At 59.2% G+C, this 16,358-nt stretch carries 18 protein-coding genes; 11 read left to right on the plus strand and 7 right to left on the minus strand.

The window, feature by feature from the left end; all coding sequences use genetic code 11:
- Positions 1-79 precede the first annotated feature (79 nt).
- The 5 genes from BFP96_RS19335 (at position 80) to BFP96_RS19355 (ending at position 4,237) form a co-directional block, all read left to right on the plus strand.
- Positions 80-712, plus strand: a complete 633-nt coding sequence (locus tag BFP96_RS19335; RefSeq protein WP_065895024.1) for a glutathione S-transferase family protein — start codon at positions 80-82, stop codon at positions 710-712.
- A gap of 16 nt (positions 713-728) precedes the next feature.
- Positions 729-1,466: an NAD-dependent epimerase/dehydratase family protein gene (locus BFP96_RS19340; RefSeq protein WP_065936834.1), complete on the plus strand. Its 738-nt coding sequence runs from the start codon at positions 729-731 to the stop codon at positions 1,464-1,466.
- 131 nt (positions 1,467-1,597) lie between these two features.
- Positions 1,598-2,035, plus strand: a complete 438-nt coding sequence (locus tag BFP96_RS19345; RefSeq protein WP_065936835.1) for a hypothetical protein — start codon at positions 1,598-1,600, stop codon at positions 2,033-2,035.
- Between the two features lie 182 nt (positions 2,036-2,217).
- The gene (locus BFP96_RS19350) at positions 2,218-3,633 is read left to right on the plus strand and encodes an MFS transporter (RefSeq protein WP_065896428.1); all 1,416 of its coding nucleotides are present in this window, start codon (positions 2,218-2,220) and stop codon (positions 3,631-3,633) included.
- A gap of 133 nt (positions 3,634-3,766) precedes the next feature.
- A complete protein-coding gene (locus BFP96_RS19355) occupies positions 3,767-4,237 on the plus strand; it encodes a hypothetical protein (protein WP_065896427.1) in 471 nt (156 codons plus the stop codon).
- A gap of 68 nt (positions 4,238-4,305) precedes the next feature.
- Here BFP96_RS19355 and BFP96_RS19360 read toward each other — a convergent pair whose 3' ends face one another.
- On the minus strand, positions 4,306-5,232 hold the full coding sequence (locus BFP96_RS19360; RefSeq protein ID WP_065936836.1) for an aliphatic sulfonate ABC transporter substrate-binding protein: 927 nt from the start codon (positions 5,230-5,232) through the stop codon (positions 4,306-4,308).
- A gap of 184 nt (positions 5,233-5,416) precedes the next feature.
- Here BFP96_RS19360 and BFP96_RS19365 point away from each other — a divergent pair, with 184 nt between their 5' ends.
- A complete protein-coding gene (locus tag BFP96_RS19365) occupies positions 5,417-5,848 on the plus strand; it encodes a GNAT family N-acetyltransferase (RefSeq protein WP_139113424.1) in 432 nt (143 codons plus the stop codon).
- Between the two features lie 108 nt (positions 5,849-5,956).
- Here the strand turns inward: BFP96_RS19365 and def are convergent, their stop codons facing one another.
- The 3 genes from def to BFP96_RS19380 form a co-directional block, all read right to left on the minus strand.
- Complete coding sequence (def, locus tag BFP96_RS19370) at positions 5,957-6,496, minus strand: peptide deformylase (RefSeq protein WP_065895029.1); 540 nt, start codon at positions 6,494-6,496, stop codon at positions 5,957-5,959.
- Positions 6,493-7,446: a YihY/virulence factor BrkB family protein gene (locus BFP96_RS19375; protein WP_065895030.1), complete on the minus strand. Its 954-nt coding sequence runs from the start codon at positions 7,444-7,446 to the stop codon at positions 6,493-6,495. The genes def and BFP96_RS19375 overlap by 4 nt, the downstream gene beginning before the upstream one ends.
- Positions 7,447-7,627: 181 nt before the next feature.
- Complete coding sequence (locus BFP96_RS19380) at positions 7,628-7,813, minus strand: CsbD family protein (protein WP_065895031.1); 186 nt, start codon at positions 7,811-7,813, stop codon at positions 7,628-7,630.
- Between the two features lie 200 nt (positions 7,814-8,013).
- Here BFP96_RS19380 and BFP96_RS19385 point away from each other — a divergent pair, with 200 nt between their 5' ends.
- Complete coding sequence (locus tag BFP96_RS19385; protein ID WP_065895032.1) at positions 8,014-8,391, plus strand: hypothetical protein; 378 nt, start codon at positions 8,014-8,016, stop codon at positions 8,389-8,391.
- A gap of 132 nt (positions 8,392-8,523) precedes the next feature.
- Here the strand turns inward: BFP96_RS19385 and fadD1 are convergent, their stop codons facing one another.
- Together fadD1 and fadD2 are read right to left on the minus strand one after the other, a co-directional pair.
- Positions 8,524-10,215, minus strand: coding sequence for a long-chain-fatty-acid--CoA ligase FadD1 (gene fadD1, locus BFP96_RS19390; RefSeq protein ID WP_065887701.1), 1,692 nt, complete (start codon positions 10,213-10,215; stop codon positions 8,524-8,526).
- A 389-nt stretch (positions 10,216-10,604) separates the two neighbouring features.
- The gene (gene fadD2, locus BFP96_RS19395; protein WP_065895033.1) at positions 10,605-12,293 is read right to left on the minus strand and encodes a long-chain-fatty-acid--CoA ligase FadD2; all 1,689 of its coding nucleotides are present in this window, start codon (positions 12,291-12,293) and stop codon (positions 10,605-10,607) included.
- Positions 12,294-12,506: 213 nt separating this feature from the next.
- Here fadD2 and BFP96_RS19400 point away from each other — a divergent pair, with 213 nt between their 5' ends.
- Together BFP96_RS19400 and BFP96_RS19405 are read left to right on the plus strand one after the other, a co-directional pair.
- Positions 12,507-13,451, plus strand: a complete 945-nt coding sequence (locus BFP96_RS19400; RefSeq protein ID WP_065936838.1) for an alpha/beta hydrolase — start codon at positions 12,507-12,509, stop codon at positions 13,449-13,451.
- Positions 13,452-13,508: 57 nt separating this feature from the next.
- Positions 13,509-13,979 carry a MaoC family dehydratase gene (locus BFP96_RS19405; protein WP_065936839.1) on the plus strand — a complete coding sequence of 157 codons (471 nt, stop codon included), beginning with the start codon at positions 13,509-13,511 and terminating at the stop codon, positions 13,977-13,979.
- Between the two features lie 130 nt (positions 13,980-14,109).
- On the opposite strand, the gene BFP96_RS19410 is transcribed toward BFP96_RS19405, so the two are convergent.
- Positions 14,110-14,577 carry a ferritin-like domain-containing protein gene (locus BFP96_RS19410; protein ID WP_065895035.1) on the minus strand — a complete coding sequence of 156 codons (468 nt, stop codon included), beginning with the start codon at positions 14,575-14,577 and terminating at the stop codon, positions 14,110-14,112.
- 205 nt (positions 14,578-14,782) lie between these two features.
- Between BFP96_RS19410 and BFP96_RS19415 the strand changes: the two genes are divergently transcribed.
- Both BFP96_RS19415 and BFP96_RS19420 read left to right on the plus strand, forming a co-directional pair.
- A complete protein-coding gene (locus BFP96_RS19415; protein ID WP_065936885.1) occupies positions 14,783-15,019 on the plus strand; it encodes a DUF3820 family protein in 237 nt (78 codons plus the stop codon).
- A gap of 18 nt (positions 15,020-15,037) precedes the next feature.
- Positions 15,038-16,213 (plus strand): aminotransferase class V-fold PLP-dependent enzyme, encoded by a 1,176-nt coding sequence (locus tag BFP96_RS19420; protein ID WP_065936840.1) that lies wholly within the window; start codon positions 15,038-15,040, stop codon positions 16,211-16,213.
- The last annotated feature ends 145 nt before the right edge of the window (positions 16,214-16,358 follow it).

Below are 16,358 nucleotides of genomic sequence, written 5' to 3' on the forward strand. Positions count from 1 at the left end.
GCACCGCCCCTCCCACATTTTTTAACCGTGCCCACTTGGCCCCTGCTAGATTAACCACTCTCCAAGCCAGGGAAGCACCATGGGACACTCACTGAAAATCTTGGGTCGCACCTCTTCCATAAACGTGCGAAAAGTACTCTGGACCTGCCAGGAACTGGGCATCGACTATGTGCGCGAGGACTGGGGCATCGGCTTCAAGCCCACCCAATCCACTGAGTTCCTCGCCCTGAACCCCAACGCCCAAATCCCGGTCTTGATCGATGACCACGGCGTGCTATGGGAGTCCAATACCATCTGCCGATACCTCGTCGGCCTGTATCAACGCGCTGACCTGCTGCCCTTCGAGCCCGCGCCACGGGCCCGCGTCGAACAATGGATCGACTGGCAGGCCACCGAACTCAACCGTGCCTGGGGCGACGCATTCACCGCGCTGGTGCGTAACAATCCCGATGGGCTGGACGCGACACAGATTGCCGCCGCCGTGCAGGTCTGGAACGACAAGATGGGCATCCTCGAACAACAGTTGACCAGGACCGGCGCTTACGTAGCCGGCGACGAGTTCACCCTCGCCGATATCCTGATCGGCCTCTCGGTGCACCGCTGGCAGGTGACACCCATGGAGCGTCCGCCCTACCCGGCCATCGCCGCCTACTACCAGCGGCTCAGCCAACATGCCGGTTTCAACACCTTCGCCCTCGACGGCCACAACTGAATACAGGGACACCCTCTTGAACGGACTCAACGTACTCCTCACCGGCGCCTGCGGCAGAATCGGCAAGACATTTTTCCAGGCGTCGAAAGATCGCTACCGTTTCACCCTCACTGACCGCATCGCGCCGGATTTCGATTTGGCTGGACACCGCTTCATACACGCTGACCTCAGTGATAAATCCAGCCTCGCAGCCCTGCTCGAAGGCATCGATGTGATCGTGCACCTGGCGGGCATCCCCCATGCCAGCGCCTCGTTCGACGAACTGCTGCCCAACAACATCCTCGCCACTACCTACCTGTTCGAAGCCGCCGTGAACGCCGGCGTGCAGCGCATGGTATTCGCCAGCAGCGCGCAAACCATCGAAGGCTACCCGGTGGATCGCCAGATCACGCCAGGCATGCCGGTGATGCCCGCCAACCTGTATGGCGTGAGCAAATGCTACGGCGAGGCGCTATGTGGCTACTATGCCGCCAAGACGCCGCTGTCGACCATCGCCGTGCGCATCGGCGCGTTTGAATTTCCCGAAACCCACGACCTGAACAACGCCCGCGACCTCAGCGCCTGGCTCAGCCCCCGCGATGCCGTGCAATTATTACAGCGTTCGGTTGAGGCCGAAGGCGTGAAACACTTGATCGCCCATGGCATCTCCAATAACCGTTTCAAACGCCTGGACCTGAGCGAGACAGTGCGTGTGCTTGACTACCAACCGATGGACGATGCATTCGCACAGTTTGGGATACCGATAACTTATTGAACTAGCCGACCCGTTAGTCGGAAACGCGCTATACCTGTCAGATTTGACAGTAGATCTGGTTTTTCTCTTCGCTTATTCATATCGGGCGGCACTGACAACCCATTGCTCCCCTTTGAATACGGAAAAAACAAATGACTAACATACTGGGCCCAAACGATAAAATCTCGGGAACTGTTTCCGGATGGTCTGTCCCCTTTCAGACGAGCTTTGTCGCTCATTTAAATGGAGAGGCCGGCTTTAATTCGACCGTCGGAATCATGACGGACCACGCATTGCTCAAAATCAGCATTGACCAGGATATTCGCTCAGGCGAGACCTTCGCGATTGGTGCAACGGATACCGATCACAAGGTAAGGCTGGAATTTGATGATACGCGCGCGGGTAATCAGGGTACTTATTTTGCAAGCCGGGGAGAATTCACCGTCTTGCAATTACAGGACGGTGTCCTGACTGCAAAATTTCACTTCGAGGCTGAAACGAGAGGTCGCCGCGTGCAGCAAATGAGCTTCTCATCTGGCGCTTTTACGGTAGAGAACTTCAAGCATGTGCGGGCAGCCTCTTCCTCCTAAGAAAGCGTGACTCAAGGTCCGCTGTTTTACTGTGCATGAGCCCAATCGACGGCCATTATTGGTCGTCGATGAAACCCGCACGCAATAAATCGCCAAAACAGCGGCTTTCGCCCTACATTGCACAATTGCTCACTGTCAGTTGCAGGTTAAGATTCCAGCTCACTGCTTCTGGAACTTCTCCCATGCCCAACCTCAGCGCCGCTGCCACCGACGGCATCAACCCGACCCGCGCCGCCCACATCAGCGCGCGCATCGACCGCCTGCCCGCAGTCGCCAGCATCTGGCGCCTGGTGGCATTGCTGTCGATCGGCGGTTTCTTCGAGCTGTATGACCTGTTCCAAACGGCCTATATCAGCCCAGGCCTGATCAGCGACGGGATATTCCACACCGGCAGCGCGGGCGCGTTTGGCTTCTCTGACCAGGCCGCATTCGCCTCGGCCACGTTCCTCGGCCTGTTCCTCGGTGCCAGCCTGCTCAGCCCCTTCGCTGACCGTTTCGGACGCCGGGCGATCTTCACCTTTGCGTTGATCTGGTACACCGTCGCCACGGTGTTGATGGGCATCCAGACGTCGGCCGTGGGTATTATCTGCATGCGCTTTCTGGTGGGCATTGGCCTGGGAATCGAGCTGGTGACCATTGACGCCTACCTGTCGGAACTGGTGCCCAAGCGCATGCGCAGTTCGGCGTTTGCCTTTGCGTTTTTCATCCAGTTCCTGTCGGTACCGGCGGTGGCGCTGATGTCGTGGTGGCTGGTGCCCCAGGCGCCGTTCGGCATCTCCGGTTGGCGCTGGGTGGTGCTCAGCAGTGCGGTGTTTGCGCTGTTTATCTGGCAACTGCGCAAGCGCCTGCCGGAGTCACCGCGCTGGCTGGCACAGAAAGGTCGTTTCGAGGAAGCCGGCGCGATCATGGACAACCTGGAGGCGCGCTGCCTGAAGGATCACGGCAAACCTCTGGACGCGCCGGAGCCGGAGGCTGTCAGCGTGCAGGGCAGCGGCCGTTTCGCCGATATCTGGCAGCCGCCCTACCGTCGCCGCGCCTTGATGCTGATCGTGTTCCACGTGTTCCAGGCGATTGGTTTCTTCGGCTTTGGCAACTGGCTGCCGGCCTTGCTGTCGGGCCAGGGCGTCAGTGTGACCCACAGCCTGCTCTATGCCTTTATCATCACCCTCGCCTACCCGCTGGGCCCGTTGCTGTTCGTCAAGGTCGCCAACCGTTTTGAAAACAAATGGCAGATCGTCGGCTCGGCCATGGGCGCGGTGATCTTCGGCAGCCTGTTCGCCCTGCAAACCACAGCGGTAGGGCTGATTTTCTGCGGGGTGATGATCACCTTCTGCAATGCCTGGCTGAGCTTCAGCTATCACTCGTATCAGAGCGAGTTGTTCCCCACCAATATCCGCGCGCGGGCGGTTGGGTTCTGTTATTCGTTCAGCCGCTTGTCCACGGTGTTCAGCAGCCTGCTGATCGGCTTTATCCTCGAGCACCTGGGCACGCCGGGCGTGCTGGCGTTTATCGCCAGCAGCATGTTGATCGTGATGATTACCATCAGTTGGTTCGGGCCGCGTACGCGTAACCTGGCGTTGGAGCATATCGCCCACTGACGGCAACAGTTGGCCGTCGGCGGGACAGTGTTTGCCGCGACGGCGGCCTCTACCCCAGTAAAAACGCGCACCCTGCGCCCGGCATGCTAATTGCTCCAGCTGTCACACCGCATATTTGCACAGGTGAACGATCATGCTGGTTAACACCAACACCCAAGCCGTTTCGACGGTTCAACAGATCAAGCGGCCCGACATGGACCCGGCCAATGCCGCCGCCAGCGCGTTGTACAGCGGCGCCCTGCAGGGTGCGCAGCCAGGTACGGCGATGCCGGCCGCGCAGAAGGAGCTGGACAAGGCGGGCGACCGCATCGACGAGGCGTTCGCCAAGACTCGCGTGCAGCTGCAGACCACAGCACCGACCTCGGGGGCGCGGGCTGAATTCACCGAATACATGAGCAAATCCCCGGCCGAACGCATCCGCGAACAGTTGCTCAAGGAGCAGGGGATGACCGAGGAACAAGTGCAGGCCCTGCCGCAGGAAAGGCAAGACGCCATTGCCAGCCAAGTGGCGGAGCGCTTGAAGGAGCAGCAACAGCAGCAGGTAGTGGCGAAGACGGCTGCTCCACAAACCCAGGCACTGAAAGACACCCTGGCAGCCATCTAAGCCACACCGCTGAACAAGAAATGTGGGAGGAGGCAAGCCCCCTCCCACACTTTGAACTCAGCCTGGGCTTATGGACCTTTGAACACAACCTGCTGCACCTCGATCTTTTTCGGGATCAGGCCATTGGCGAAAAACAGGTCGGCGGTGCCTTGCTGAGTGGCGATGTCGCCCCCCTGCAGCGGCCGGATCGGCGCCGGCGAGCGGTGCTCGAAGTAGCTTTTGACCACGGCCGGTTGCAGGCCCAGGGTCTTGGCCATCAGCGCGATGCTGTCCTCGGGCTGGTCCAGCGACAGACGCTGCGCCTTGCCGAGGGTCTGGATGATGGTGGCGATGGCCTGGGGGTTTTGCCGGGCAAACGCGCCGCTGGTCACGAAGAAGCTGCCGGCCGGATTGAGGCCTTCGCCGGTGCCCAACACACGGGCGGCACCGTCGACAACGGCGGCCGAGTAATACGGGTCCCACACGACCCAGGCGTCCACCTTGCCCTGCTCGAAGGCGGCGCGGCCGTCGGACGGCGACAGGTACACCACGTTCACATCCTTCCACTGCAAGCCGGCGCGCAGCAGGCTCTTGAGGAACAGGTTGTGCGCGCTGGACCCCTTGAGCAAGGCCACACGCTTGCCCTTGAGTTCGGCCACGCTCTGAATCGTACTGGCTTTGGGCACGAGCACGGCTTCGGTCTTGCCGTCATTGGGCTCGACGGCGATGTACTGCAACTCGATGCCGGCGGCCTGGGCGAAAATGGGCGGGATGTCGCCGATATTGCCGATGTCCAGGCTGCCGGCGTTCAGCGCCTCGATCAGCGGCGGGCCACCGAGGAACTCGGTCCACTGCACCTGTGTGCCGGGCAGCGCGGCTTCGAAGAGCTTGTGCTCACGGGCGAGCACCATGCTCACCGAGCTTTTCTGATAGCCAATGCGCAGGGTGGAGGGATCGGCGGCCAGCACGTTGGCAGCGAACAGCGAAAGAACGGCAACAACAATTATTTTCAGCATAAGAGCGCTTCCTTGGCCTTGGCGGCGGGTGCAGGTTGGGAGCGATCCTAACAAGCCCTCTTATTCTTTAATAATATTTAAAATTCATCTGATTATAACTTTATGTACTATCAGCGCAGCCATTGTCGGTGCTCCGCCGGCACCGGTTACAATGCGCGCCTTGCCCTTTTCATTTGGTTTGACCATGCACATCGAACGGCTGGCAGCGCCGCTATGGCCGTTGCTGAACAAGTTTTACCGCAACCACAACTCGTCGATGAAGGCGCTCAAGGGCGGGCAGTTGTGGGTGGCCAGAGACGCTGAGATTGTGGCCGGGTTGTGCCTGACACCTGTGGTCGGTGGGCAGTGGCTGACGGGGGTGTTCGTTGACCCGGCCTATCGCGGCCAGGGGCTGGCGGCGCGATTGATCCACCAGGCAGTGGCGAGTGTGGACGGCACGGTCTGGCTGTTGTGCCATCCGGACCTTGAAGGGTTGTACCGGCGTATGGGGTTTTCACAGGACACCGTGCTGCCGCAATCGCTCAGTGAGCGGCTGGTGCGTTACAAGCGCAACAAGCCGATGATCGCGATGGGACTTCAATCACCTGGATGGCTTGCTCCCGATAGCGGTGGTTAGGAGCGAGCTTACTCGCGAAAAATTCACAGGCACCGCGTTCATTCAGGAAGCACGCGTTATCGTTGACGTTTTTCGCGAGCAAGCTCGCTCCTACAGAGGGCCTGCAGATCATTCGTCGGCGGCTGGGTCCATTTCCGGGAACATCACCTCGATAAACCCGAATTTGCTGAAGTCGGTAATCCGCGACGGGTACAAGCGACCAATCAGGTGGTCGCATTCATGCTGCACCACCCGTGCATGGAAGCCGTCGGCGAAGCGTACGATCGGCTCGCCCTTGGGGTCGAAACCTTCGTAGCGAATCTGCTGGTAACGGTCCACGGCGCCGCGCAGGCCGGGGACGGACAGGCAACCCTCATAGCCCTCTTCCAGTACCGGGCTTAGCGGGGTGATCAGTGGATTGATCAGGATGGTCTGCGGTACCGGCGGCGCGTCAGGGTAGCGCTCGCTGGCCTCGAAACCGAAGATCACCAGTTGCAGGTCGACGCCGATCTGCGGCGCGGCCAGGCCGACGCCGCCCACATGCTCCATGGTCTGGAACATGTCATCAATCAGTTGCCACAACTCGGGGCTGTCGAACATTTCCGGCGGTACCGGCGGAGCGATGCGCAGCAGGCGTTCATCGCCCATTTTGAGGATGTCACGGATCATTGTTCAGGCTCGGCGAGGGGCTTGGAGTGGTCCCGGCCTAGGCCTGAGACATGCTGTTTTTCAGAGGTATGGCCCGGTTCGTCGATTTCCTTCTCGCCGGGGTCCTTGCCCTCGGCGGACATGTGTTCGATCACGGCATTCATCTCCGCACCGAGCAACAACACGGCGGCGGAAATATAGAAGTACAGCAGCAGGACGATGATCGCACCGATACTGCCATACATAGCGTTGTAGTCGGCGAAGGTCTTGACGTAGTAGCCAAAGCCGAGGGAGGCGACGATCCACACCACCACCGCGAGTACGGAACCGGGGGTGATAAAGCGAAACTCCTGTTCCACGTCCGGCATCACGTAGTACATGAGGGCCACGGCAAACATCAGCAGGATCACGATCAGCGGCCAGCGCAGGATCGTCCACAGGGTGACGACGAACTCCTGCATGCCGATCTGCCCCGCCAGCCACTCCATCACTTGCGGGCCGAGCACCATCAGCGCGGCGGCGGCCAGCAGCATGCCGGCGATGCCGACGGTGTAGAAAATCGACAGCGGAAAACGCTTCCAGATCGGCCGCCCCTCCACCACGTCATACGCCGCGTTCATCGCACTCATCATCAAGCGCACACCGGCGGAAGCGGTCCACAGGGCGATCACGATACCCACCGACAGCAGCCCACCCTTGGATTGCTGCAGTTGGTCGATCACCGGGTTGACCTGCTCCAGGGCCTGGGGCGGCAATACCAGCTCCGACTGCAGGCGCAGCCAGGTGAAAAAGTCCGGCAGGTGCAGGAAACCGATCAAAGCAATCAGGAACAGCAGGAAGGGAAACAGCGAGAACAGCATCTGGTACGCCAGTGCCGAGGCATAGGTGGGCATCTCGTCGTCGACGAATTCGGTGACGGTGCGCACCAGCACCTTGTGCAGCTTGAGACCATCAAGTACCGGAAAAATCATTAGCGTCTCCTTTCGCCGCAAAGAGTTGAAGTCGTGGGCGACTCAGGGGCCGTTTTCTACATCAAAGTAGCCCATTTGGCGACTTTGAAACAATTTCTGAAGTTTAGTTGCGCCAGTACCTGCAAAAACGGCCATCCGTGGATGGCCGTCGGGCTGCTGGAGAGGAGCCAGCCTAGCCGTGTTACTCGGTGGCTTTTTTCACCGCATCCTTGGTCTTGCCAACAGCCTGCTGCGCTTCGCCTTTCTTTTCCTGGATCACGCCTTCAGCACGCAGTTTGTCATTATCGGTAACCTTGCCGACGCCTTGCTTGACGTTACCAACGGCTTCGTTAGCCATGCCTTTTACCTTATCGGAAGTGCTGCCCATGGTATTACTCCTGATAACAATCAAATGGTTTTTGGTCACTACGCTGCGGTTGACTCGACGCCATGCGCCAGAGTTTCAATTATTTTCAGCGGGCATTTCATCGAAAGGGGCAGGTTTGCCTTTATGTTTTGTGGCCAACCCACGAGAATGCCCGGCACATTCAGGCTCACACGCTGAATAACAGATCCCGTAGGAAGGTTATGAAACTCGATAAAGCACAGGCCATCGCCCGCAGAAACCAGGAACTGGGAGGTGCCGTACTCGGCGTCAACAACTGTCATTTCACCGACCTGGACCGCAAACGCAACATCTGGTGGTTCGACCTGCCCGTGGTGCGGATCGGCGTGGGCCAGTACGAGTGGATCCACCTGTTGATGCACAACGCCGACACCGACCAGTTGCTGCACCTGAAGGTGCCGACCCTGTTCCTGCGCGAAAACCTCGAAGGGCTGGTGGTGCGCAATGCCGGCAAACGCAAGCCGGAGATCACCCTGGAACTGAGCGCCGACAAGGACTCGTTCCTCAAGGACGTGCGGCCGGCCGGTGCAGGAATCGGCTTCGCCCAGTTCGCTCTGTAAGAACGCGATCAAAAATGTGGGAGGGGCGGTGCGACGATTCGACTTGCCCCCGATGGCGGTGTGTCAGTCACTCAATGTGTTGACTGAACCACTGCTATCGGGGGGCAAGCCCCCTCCCACATTTGGTTTAAGTTACTTTTTAAGACCGAGCTTCTTCAGTTCTTCATCACGCAATTCACGCCGCAGGATCTTGCCCACGTTGGTGGTCGGCAATGCATCGCGGAACTCAACCGCCCTGGGCACCTTGTAGCCGGTGACATTGGCGCGCATGTGCTCCATCACCTGTTCCTTAGTCAGGGTGGCCCCCGGCTTGACCACAATGAACAGCTTGATGTGCTCCCCGGACTTTTCATCCGGTACGCCGATGGCTGCGCACTGCAACACACCCGGCAGGCCTGCCAGCACATCTTCCAGTTCGTTGGGGTAAACGTTGAAGCCCGAGACCAGGATCATGTCCTTCTTGCGGTCGACAATACGCATGTAGCCATCGGGCTGGATGATCGCGATGTCACCGGTCTTCAGCCAGCCTTCGCTGTCGAGCATCTCGGCGGTGGCGTCTTCACGCTGCCAGTAGCCCTTCATCACTTGCGGGCCCTTGACGCACAGCTCGCCGGTTTCGCCCAGCGCCAGCTCGGTGCCGTCGTCGGCAATAACCTTGCACACGGTGGAAGGCACCGGAATGCCGATGGTGCCGATCTGGATATGCTGGATCGGGTTGACGGTGGCCACCGGGCTGGTTTCGGTCATGCCGTAGCCCTCGCAGATGGCACAACCGGTCACGGCCTTCCAGCGTTCGGCCGCCGCCAGTTGCAGCGCCATGCCGCCGGACAGGGTGACCTTCAGCGCGGAGAAATCCAGCTTGCGGAAACCTTCGTTATTGCACAGCGCCACGAACAGGGTGTTAAGGCCGACAAAGCCGCTGAACTTCCACTTCGACAGTTCCTTGACCATCGCCGGCAGGTCGCGCGGGTTGCTGATCAGGATGTTGTGGTTGCCGATCAGCATCATCGCCATGCAATGAAAGGTGAACGCATAGATGTGATACAGCGGCAGCGGCGTGATCAGGATTTCGCACCCTTCATTGAGGTTGGAGCCCATCAGCGCCTTGCATTGCAGCATGTTGGCGACCAGATTGCGGTGAGTCAGCATCGCGCCCTTGGCCACCCCGGTGGTGCCGCCGGTGTATTGCAGAACAGCCACATCGCCGCTGGCCGGGTTGGCATCGCTGACCGCCTGGCCGTGCCCCTTGGCCAGCACGTCATTGAACTTGATCGCTTGCGGCAAGTGATACGCCGGGACCATTTTCTTCACGTACTTGATCACGCTGTTGATCAACAGGCGCTTGAACGGCGACAACAGGTCGGCCACTTCGGTCACGATCACGTGCTTGACGGCGGTCTTGGGCACGACTTTTTCAGCCAGGTGCGCCATGTTGGCCAGGCAGACCAGGGCCTTGGCCCCGGAGTCGTTGAATTGATGTTCCATTTCCCGCGCGGTGTACAGCGGGTTGGTGTTGACCACGATCAGCCCGGCACGGATGGCGCCGAATACGGCGACCGGGTACTGCAGGACGTTGGGCAGTTGCACGGCAATTCGATCGCCGGGCTTCAAGTCGGTATGCTGTTGCAGGTAGGCGGCAAATGCGCCGGACAATTCGTACAGTTGACCGTAGGTGATGGTCTTGCCCAGGTTGCTGAAAGCCGGTTTGTTGGCGAAGCGCTGGCAGGACTGCTTCAATACCGCCTGAATATTCGGATACTCGTCTGGATTGATTTGTGCAGCAATCCCGGCGGGGTACTTATCCTTCCAAAAGTCTTCGTTCATGGAAGCCCACTCCTCAGCGACGCGAATTCATCATCGCATTTGATGCGATTATTATTGGTGTGTGTTTTAAGGTGAATCTGGCGCTTTCAAGCAGGCCTAGACGTCACAAAGCGCGCCGAGAGTAGCAGCTTTGCCAAGGCCCGCCTAGAGCCAAAAGAGGGCCCTACAGTCATAAACATGACTCAAGAATATCCAGTGGTCATTTTTAGAGCAAAGATTCTATACCTCTGGAATCCGCTCTGGAATGAGCCATACCGGGCGACAAATAACACATGTGGGAGGGGGCTTGCCCCCGATGGCGGTGTGTCAGTCACTCAATGTGTTGACTGAACCACTGCTATCGGGGGCTAGCCCCCTCCCACATTTTTAATTGCATTTCAATTCAAGGTTCAGGCGATGTCGCGCAGCTCCCGGCGCAGAATCTTGCCTACCGGCGTCATCGGCAGCGAATCCCTGAGCACAATATGCTTGGGCACCTTGTACCCGGTGAAATTGGTCTTGCAGTACGCCTTCAACTCCTCAACGCTCACCCCCTCGGCACGCGCCACCACAAACAGCTTCACCGCCTCCCCGGTACGCTCGTCCGGCACGCCGATCACCGCACAGTTGGCCACGGCCGGATGCGCCATCACCACGTCCTCGATTTCGTTGGGGTACACGTTGAAGCCCGACACGATAATCAGGTCTTTCTTACGGTCCACAATACGGATAAAACCGTCGGCATCGATCACCGCGATATCGCCGGTCTTGAACCAGCCTTCGGCGTCCAGCGCTTCGGCGGTGGCCTGCGGTTGCTGCCAATAGCCCTTCATCACCTGCGGGCCCTTGATGCACAGCTCACCGCGCTCGCCCAGCGGCAGCTCGGTGCCCTCGTCATCGATCACTTTCATGGCCGTGGCCGGCACCGGAATGCCGACGGTGCCCAGTCGCGACTTATTGCCATACGGGTTGGTGCTGGCCACCGGCGAGGTTTCGGTCAGGCCGTAGCCCTCGCCGATCGCACAACCGGTGATGTGCTGCCAGCGCTCGGCGGTGGCCTTGATCAACGCCGTGCCGCCGGAGTTGGTCAGCTTCAGATGGGAAAAGTCCAGGTGCTTGAAGTCCGGGTGGTCCATCAGCGCCACAAACAACGTGTTGAGCCCCAGCAACCCGGTGAAACGCCACTTCTTCAGCTCCTTGATGAAGCCGCCAATGTCCCGCGGGTTGGTGATCAGCACGTTGTGGTTGCCGGATACCATCATGCACATGCAGTTCGCGGTGAATGCATAGATGTGGTACAGCGGCAGCGGCGCAATCATCACCTCCTGCCCTTCCTTGACCAGCGGGTGACCATCGTCGCCGGTCTGGGACATGCACGCCCGCACCTGCTGCATGTTCGCCACCAGGTTGCCGTGGGTGAGCATCGCGCCCTTGGCCAGGCCCGTGGTGCCACCGGTGTATTGCAGCACAGCGATGTCGTCGAGGGTCACCGGATGGCGGGTCACGCCCAGGCCGCCGCCCATGCGCAGGGCGCGCTTGAACGACAGCGCACGCGGCAGGTGGTAGGCCGGGACCATCTTCTTCACCTTATCGACCACTGTGTTGACCAGCCAGCCCTTGGCGGCGGGCATGAAGTCGCCCATCCGGGCTTCGATCAGGTAGTCGATCTCGGTGTCGGCACACACCTCCTGAACCCGCGAACCGAACAGATTGAGGTAGACCAGCGCGCGCACGCCGGCGTCCTTGAACTGGTGGCGCATTTCACGCGGGGTGTACAAGGGGTTCGTATTGACCACGATCAGCCCAGCGCGCAGTGCGCCAAAAACGGCAATCGGGTAATGCAACACATTGGGCATCTGCACCGCGATGCGCTCGCCGGGCTTGAGGTCGGTGTGCTGTTGCAAGTAACCGGCGAACGCCGCGCTGTGGCGCTCAAGCTCGGCGTAGGTCAGGGTAATGCCCATGTTGCTGAACGCCGGACGGTCGGCAAAGGTCTTGCAGGAGCGCTCGAAAACTTCGATCACCGATGTGTAGCTGGTCAGATCAATGTCATTGGGAACGCCCGCGGCGCGTTTGTCATTCCAGAAATCAGGTTGCATTATTCTTGTCCTCTTTACCTGAACAGGTCCGGCCGCTTTTCTATGCAGCTACAAAGAGCGGAGCTTTGAGGACGTTAGCAGTAATGGCCAAACAGGCAAATACGCTGAACTGTGTCATTGATTGTATGAATCTTGTCGCTAAGGCGCAGGCAGATACCCCGCCCTCGGGCAGATGAGCTATACACTGCAACGACCCTGAGCAAAGGAACCGCCATGAACCACAGCACTTTCTGGCTGACCGCGAATGACCACAGCCGGCTGTTCGTCAATCAATGGATGCCTGACGCGCTCCCCAAGGCCGTGGTGATGCTGTCCCACGGCATGGCCGAGCACAGCGGCCGCTATGCGCGCCTGGCCCAGGCATTGTGCGGCGCCGGCTATGGTTTATATGCGCTGGACCAACGCGGGCATGGCCGCACCGCCGACGAGGGCACCCTGGGGCTGTATGCCGAGAACGATGGCTGGAACAAGGTGGTGGGCGACCTGGCCAGCCTCAACCAGCACATCGGCCAGCAGCATCCGGGGCTGCCGATCATCTTGCTGGGCCACAGCATGGGCAGCTATATCGCCCAGGCGTACCTGCTGCACCACAGCGCCAGCTTGCACGGCGCCATTCTGAGCGGTTCGAATTTCCAGCCGGTGGCGCTGTATCGCGCAGCGCGGCTGATTGCGCGTATCGAGCGCGCGCGCCAGGGCCGGCGCGGGCGCAGTGGGTTGATTGATTTTCTGTCATTCGGTTCATTCAACAAGGCGTTCAAACCCAATCGCACCGCCTTCGACTGGCTCAGCCGCGACCCGCTTGAAGTCGACAAGTACATCAATGACCCGCTATGCGGTTTTCGCTGCACCAATCAACTGTGGGTCGACCTGCTCGGCGGCTTGCAGCACATCAGCAAAGCGTCCAATCTCGCGCAGATCGATCCGGGCCTGCCGATTCTGCTGATCGGCGGTGAATGTGATCCGGTGAGTGAAGGCAAGCGTCTCAAGAGCCTGGCCCGCGCCCTGCGTGAGGCCGGCTGCCAGCACCTGCAATTGACACTCTACCCGCAGGCGCGTCATGAGGTGTTCAACGAAACCAACCGCGACGACGTCACCGCGGATGTCCTGACGTGGCTCGAGCACACTCAGGCATTGCGCAGGCCCACCCGCTGCGAATGACTTTGCGTTTAAAATCAGCCGATTAAATTATCGATTAGCCACAGGATGCACGTTTAGATGACCCAGGTAACCAACACCCCCTACGAGGCCCTTGAAGTCGGCCAGACCGCCAGCTTCAGCAAGACCGTCGAAGAACGCGATATCCAGCTGTTCGCCGCCATGTCCGGCGATCACAACCCGGTGCACCTGGATGCCGAATATGCCAAGGCAACCATGTTCAAGGAGCGTATCGCCCACGGCATGTTCAGCGGCGCGCTGATCAGTGCGGCGGTTGCCTGCGAATTGCCTGGGCCGGGCACGATTTATATCGGCCAGCAGATGAGCTTTCAGAAGCCGGTCAAAATCGGCGACACCCTGACGGTGTGCCTGGAAATTCTGGAAAAACTGCCCAAGTTCCGGGTACGCATTGCCACTCGCGTGTTCAACCAGCGTGATGAACTGGTCGTGGATGGCGAAGCGGAGATCCTTGCGCCGCGTAAGCAGCAGGTTGTAACGCTGACCGAACTGCCGCCGATCAGCATCGGCTGACAGGTAGACGAAAGCAAAGCGGGAGGGGGCCTGCTCCCGATTGCAGTGTGTCAGTCATAGAGCTATCGACTGATCCACCGCTATCGGGGGCAAGCCCCCTCCCACATTTTACAGCCTTACAGCACAGGGCTTACGACTGGGCGCGAGCCTGGTTACGCAAGGCTTTGACTTGGTCGTGGTTACGTTGCACGCCGTGATACTGACGCTCAACCAGGTCACGAATGCCCAGCAGGTTGTGCTTATTGATCTTCTCGATCGCTTCCTTATAAGCCTTCAGTGCGTGGTCTTCACCGCGCTCGGCTTCGTTCAGCACGGACTCTTCGTCCTTGCCGGTCACCATCGACTTCACGTCAACCCAACCGCGATGCAGGGCACCGGCCACGCTGCCGGAATCTTCCGGATCGCCACCCAGGGCACGTACGGCGGTTTTCAGCTCGGCGGCAGCAGTGCCGCAATCAACAGAGCGCTTGGCGAACAGCGCTTTGAGTTCAGGGTGCTTGATGTCTTCTGCGCACTCTTTGAAACCTTTCTGACCATCGATGCTGGTCTCGATCAGGTCGTTGAGTACAGAGATCGATTCTTTGTTGATGTCAGTCATTTTTCAATTCCTTGTGTGGATTGATGAAGGTTGCCTTAATGATTGCAGCGCCCGTGCCAGGTTTTGAAAAATTAATTTTATTAAATAATTCAACAGCTTACGAATAATTGAACCATCTGTATGTATGTTATTTGCATGATCTGTCATTTGGCCTTCATGCAGAATGCCTGTATTTTCGAACACCCCGCCTTCACTGCTCGAAACCATGAACCCTGAAAAGCTCGAATTGCTGATCACCCGCCAAATGCCGTTTGGCAAATACAAAGGCCGGATCATCGCCGACCTGCCCGGCCCTTACCTGAACTGGTTCGCTCGCGAGGGATTTCCCCACGGAGAACTGGGCGGCTTACTGGCACTGATGCGGGAAATCGACCACAACGGCCTGGCCGAATTGCTCGAACCGTTGCGCGTTAAACACGGTAAACCCGCCCCTCGCCATTAATTGATTGAGCGCCACACCATGCCAAGGAATGCAAACAACGAACCTCACTGGCAGGCCATCGCCCAGCGCTATGCGCTGGAGCCCGGCCCGATCAATCTGGAAAACGGTTACTTCGGGCGCATGAGCCGTGCAGTCCAGGCGCAGTACCTGGAGCATGTGGCGTTTATCAACCGCAGCAACTCGGTGTATGTGCGTCAGCGCTTCGAGCAAGGGGAAAATAACCAGATTCGCCGCCAACTGGCCGCGTTGATCAATGCCGACCCCGGCTCGGTGGCCTTCACCCGCAACGCCACCGAAGCCTTACAGTCGCTGATCCGCAACTACAACCGCCTGCAACCGGGCGATCAGGTGCTGATCAGTGATCTGGAGTACGACACAGTCAAAGGCGCGATGCGCTGGCTGGCGGGCGTGCGCGGTGTTGAAGTGATCGAAATTTCCCACACCCACCCGGCCAGCTTCGACAGCCTGGTGCAGACGTATCGCGACGCCTTCGATCAACACCCGCGCCTCAAGCTGATGGCGCTGACCCATGTCACCCACCGTACCGGCCTGGTGATGCCGGTGGCGGCGATTGCCAGGGCTGCACGTGATCAGGGGGTCGACGTGATCCTCGACGGCGCCCACGCCCTGGGTCAGATCGATTTCGACCTTGGCGAACTGGGCATTCAGTTCGCCGGCTTCAACCTGCACAAATGGATTGGCGCACCGCTGACCCTGGGCTTTCTCTACATTGCCCCCGAACGCCTGCCGGATATCGACCCGGACATGGGCGAATTCCACTACCCCGCCACGGATGTGCGGGCACGTACGTCCTACAGCACACCGAACTTTCCGGCACTGATGAGCTTGCCACTGGTGCTTGAAGAACATCGGGAACTGGGCGGCGCGGCGGCCAAGGGTGCCCGGGTCAACCATCTGCGGGACATGTGGGTGAGCCAGGTGCGCGAGTTGCCGGGCATTGAGGTGCTGACCCCGGATGATCCGAGGCTGTATTGCGCGATTACCGCATTCAAGTTCATTGGACGCGATCAGCAGATGATGGTTGACCGCATGCTCAAGGAGCATGACGTGTTCACCACGACCCGCTCAGGCGCGGCGTTTGGCACCTGTATTCGAGTGACACCGGGATTGGTGACGTCAGCGCAGGACATCGGCACGCTGGTCAACGCCATTACCGAACTGAGCAAAGATTAAATGTGGGAGGGGGCTTGCCCCCGATGGCCATAGATATCTTCACAACTCTGTAGCGCCCAACCGTAACCACGATGCGAAGCGAGCCGCTCTTGATCTTGATCTGCTTTTGATCCTAGGCGCCCCGTTAAACCACGCTGGCCGAACG

The organism is Pseudomonas sp. 34 E 7 (assembly GCF_900005715.1).
Lineage (GTDB): Bacteria > Pseudomonadota > Gammaproteobacteria > Pseudomonadales > Pseudomonadaceae > Aquipseudomonas > Aquipseudomonas orientalis_A.

Excerpts from the sequence above, each read along its gene's own strand:
- BFP96_RS19355 (WP_065896427.1), top strand. The coding sequence starts at position 3,767 with ATGCTGGTTAACACCAACACCCAAGCCGTTTCGACGGTTCAACAGATC.
- fadD2 (WP_065895033.1), bottom strand. The coding sequence starts at position 12,293 with ATGCAACCTGATTTCTGGAATGACAAACGCGCCGCGGGCGTTCCCAAT.
- BFP96_RS19400 (WP_065936838.1), top strand. The coding sequence starts at position 12,507 with ATGAACCACAGCACTTTCTGGCTGACCGCGAATGACCACAGCCGGCTG.
- BFP96_RS19420 (WP_065936840.1), top strand. The coding sequence starts at position 15,038 with ATGCCAAGGAATGCAAACAACGAACCTCACTGGCAGGCCATCGCCCAG.
- BFP96_RS19335 (WP_065895024.1), top strand. The coding sequence starts at position 80 with ATGGGACACTCACTGAAAATCTTGGGTCGCACCTCTTCCATAAACGTG.
- BFP96_RS19410 (WP_065895035.1), bottom strand. The coding sequence starts at position 14,577 with ATGACTGACATCAACAAAGAATCGATCTCTGTACTCAACGACCTGATC.
- BFP96_RS19385 (WP_065895032.1), top strand. The coding sequence starts at position 8,014 with ATGAAACTCGATAAAGCACAGGCCATCGCCCGCAGAAACCAGGAACTG.
- def (WP_065895029.1), bottom strand. The coding sequence starts at position 6,496 with ATGATCCGTGACATCCTCAAAATGGGCGATGAACGCCTGCTGCGCATC.
- BFP96_RS19350 (WP_065896428.1), top strand. The coding sequence starts at position 2,218 with ATGCCCAACCTCAGCGCCGCTGCCACCGACGGCATCAACCCGACCCGC.
- BFP96_RS19375 (WP_065895030.1), bottom strand. The coding sequence starts at position 7,446 with ATGATTTTTCCGGTACTTGATGGTCTCAAGCTGCACAAGGTGCTGGTG.
- BFP96_RS19360 (WP_065936836.1), bottom strand. The coding sequence starts at position 5,232 with ATGCTGAAAATAATTGTTGTTGCCGTTCTTTCGCTGTTCGCTGCCAAC.
- BFP96_RS19380 (WP_065895031.1), bottom strand. The coding sequence starts at position 7,813 with ATGGGCAGCACTTCCGATAAGGTAAAAGGCATGGCTAACGAAGCCGTT.
- BFP96_RS19365 (WP_139113424.1), top strand. The coding sequence starts at position 5,417 with ATGCACATCGAACGGCTGGCAGCGCCGCTATGGCCGTTGCTGAACAAG.
- BFP96_RS19345 (WP_065936835.1), top strand. The coding sequence starts at position 1,598 with ATGACTAACATACTGGGCCCAAACGATAAAATCTCGGGAACTGTTTCC.
- fadD1 (WP_065887701.1), bottom strand. The coding sequence starts at position 10,215 with ATGAACGAAGACTTTTGGAAGGATAAGTACCCCGCCGGGATTGCTGCA.
- BFP96_RS19405 (WP_065936839.1), top strand. The coding sequence starts at position 13,509 with ATGACCCAGGTAACCAACACCCCCTACGAGGCCCTTGAAGTCGGCCAG.
- BFP96_RS19415 (WP_065936885.1), top strand. The coding sequence starts at position 14,783 with ATGAACCCTGAAAAGCTCGAATTGCTGATCACCCGCCAAATGCCGTTT.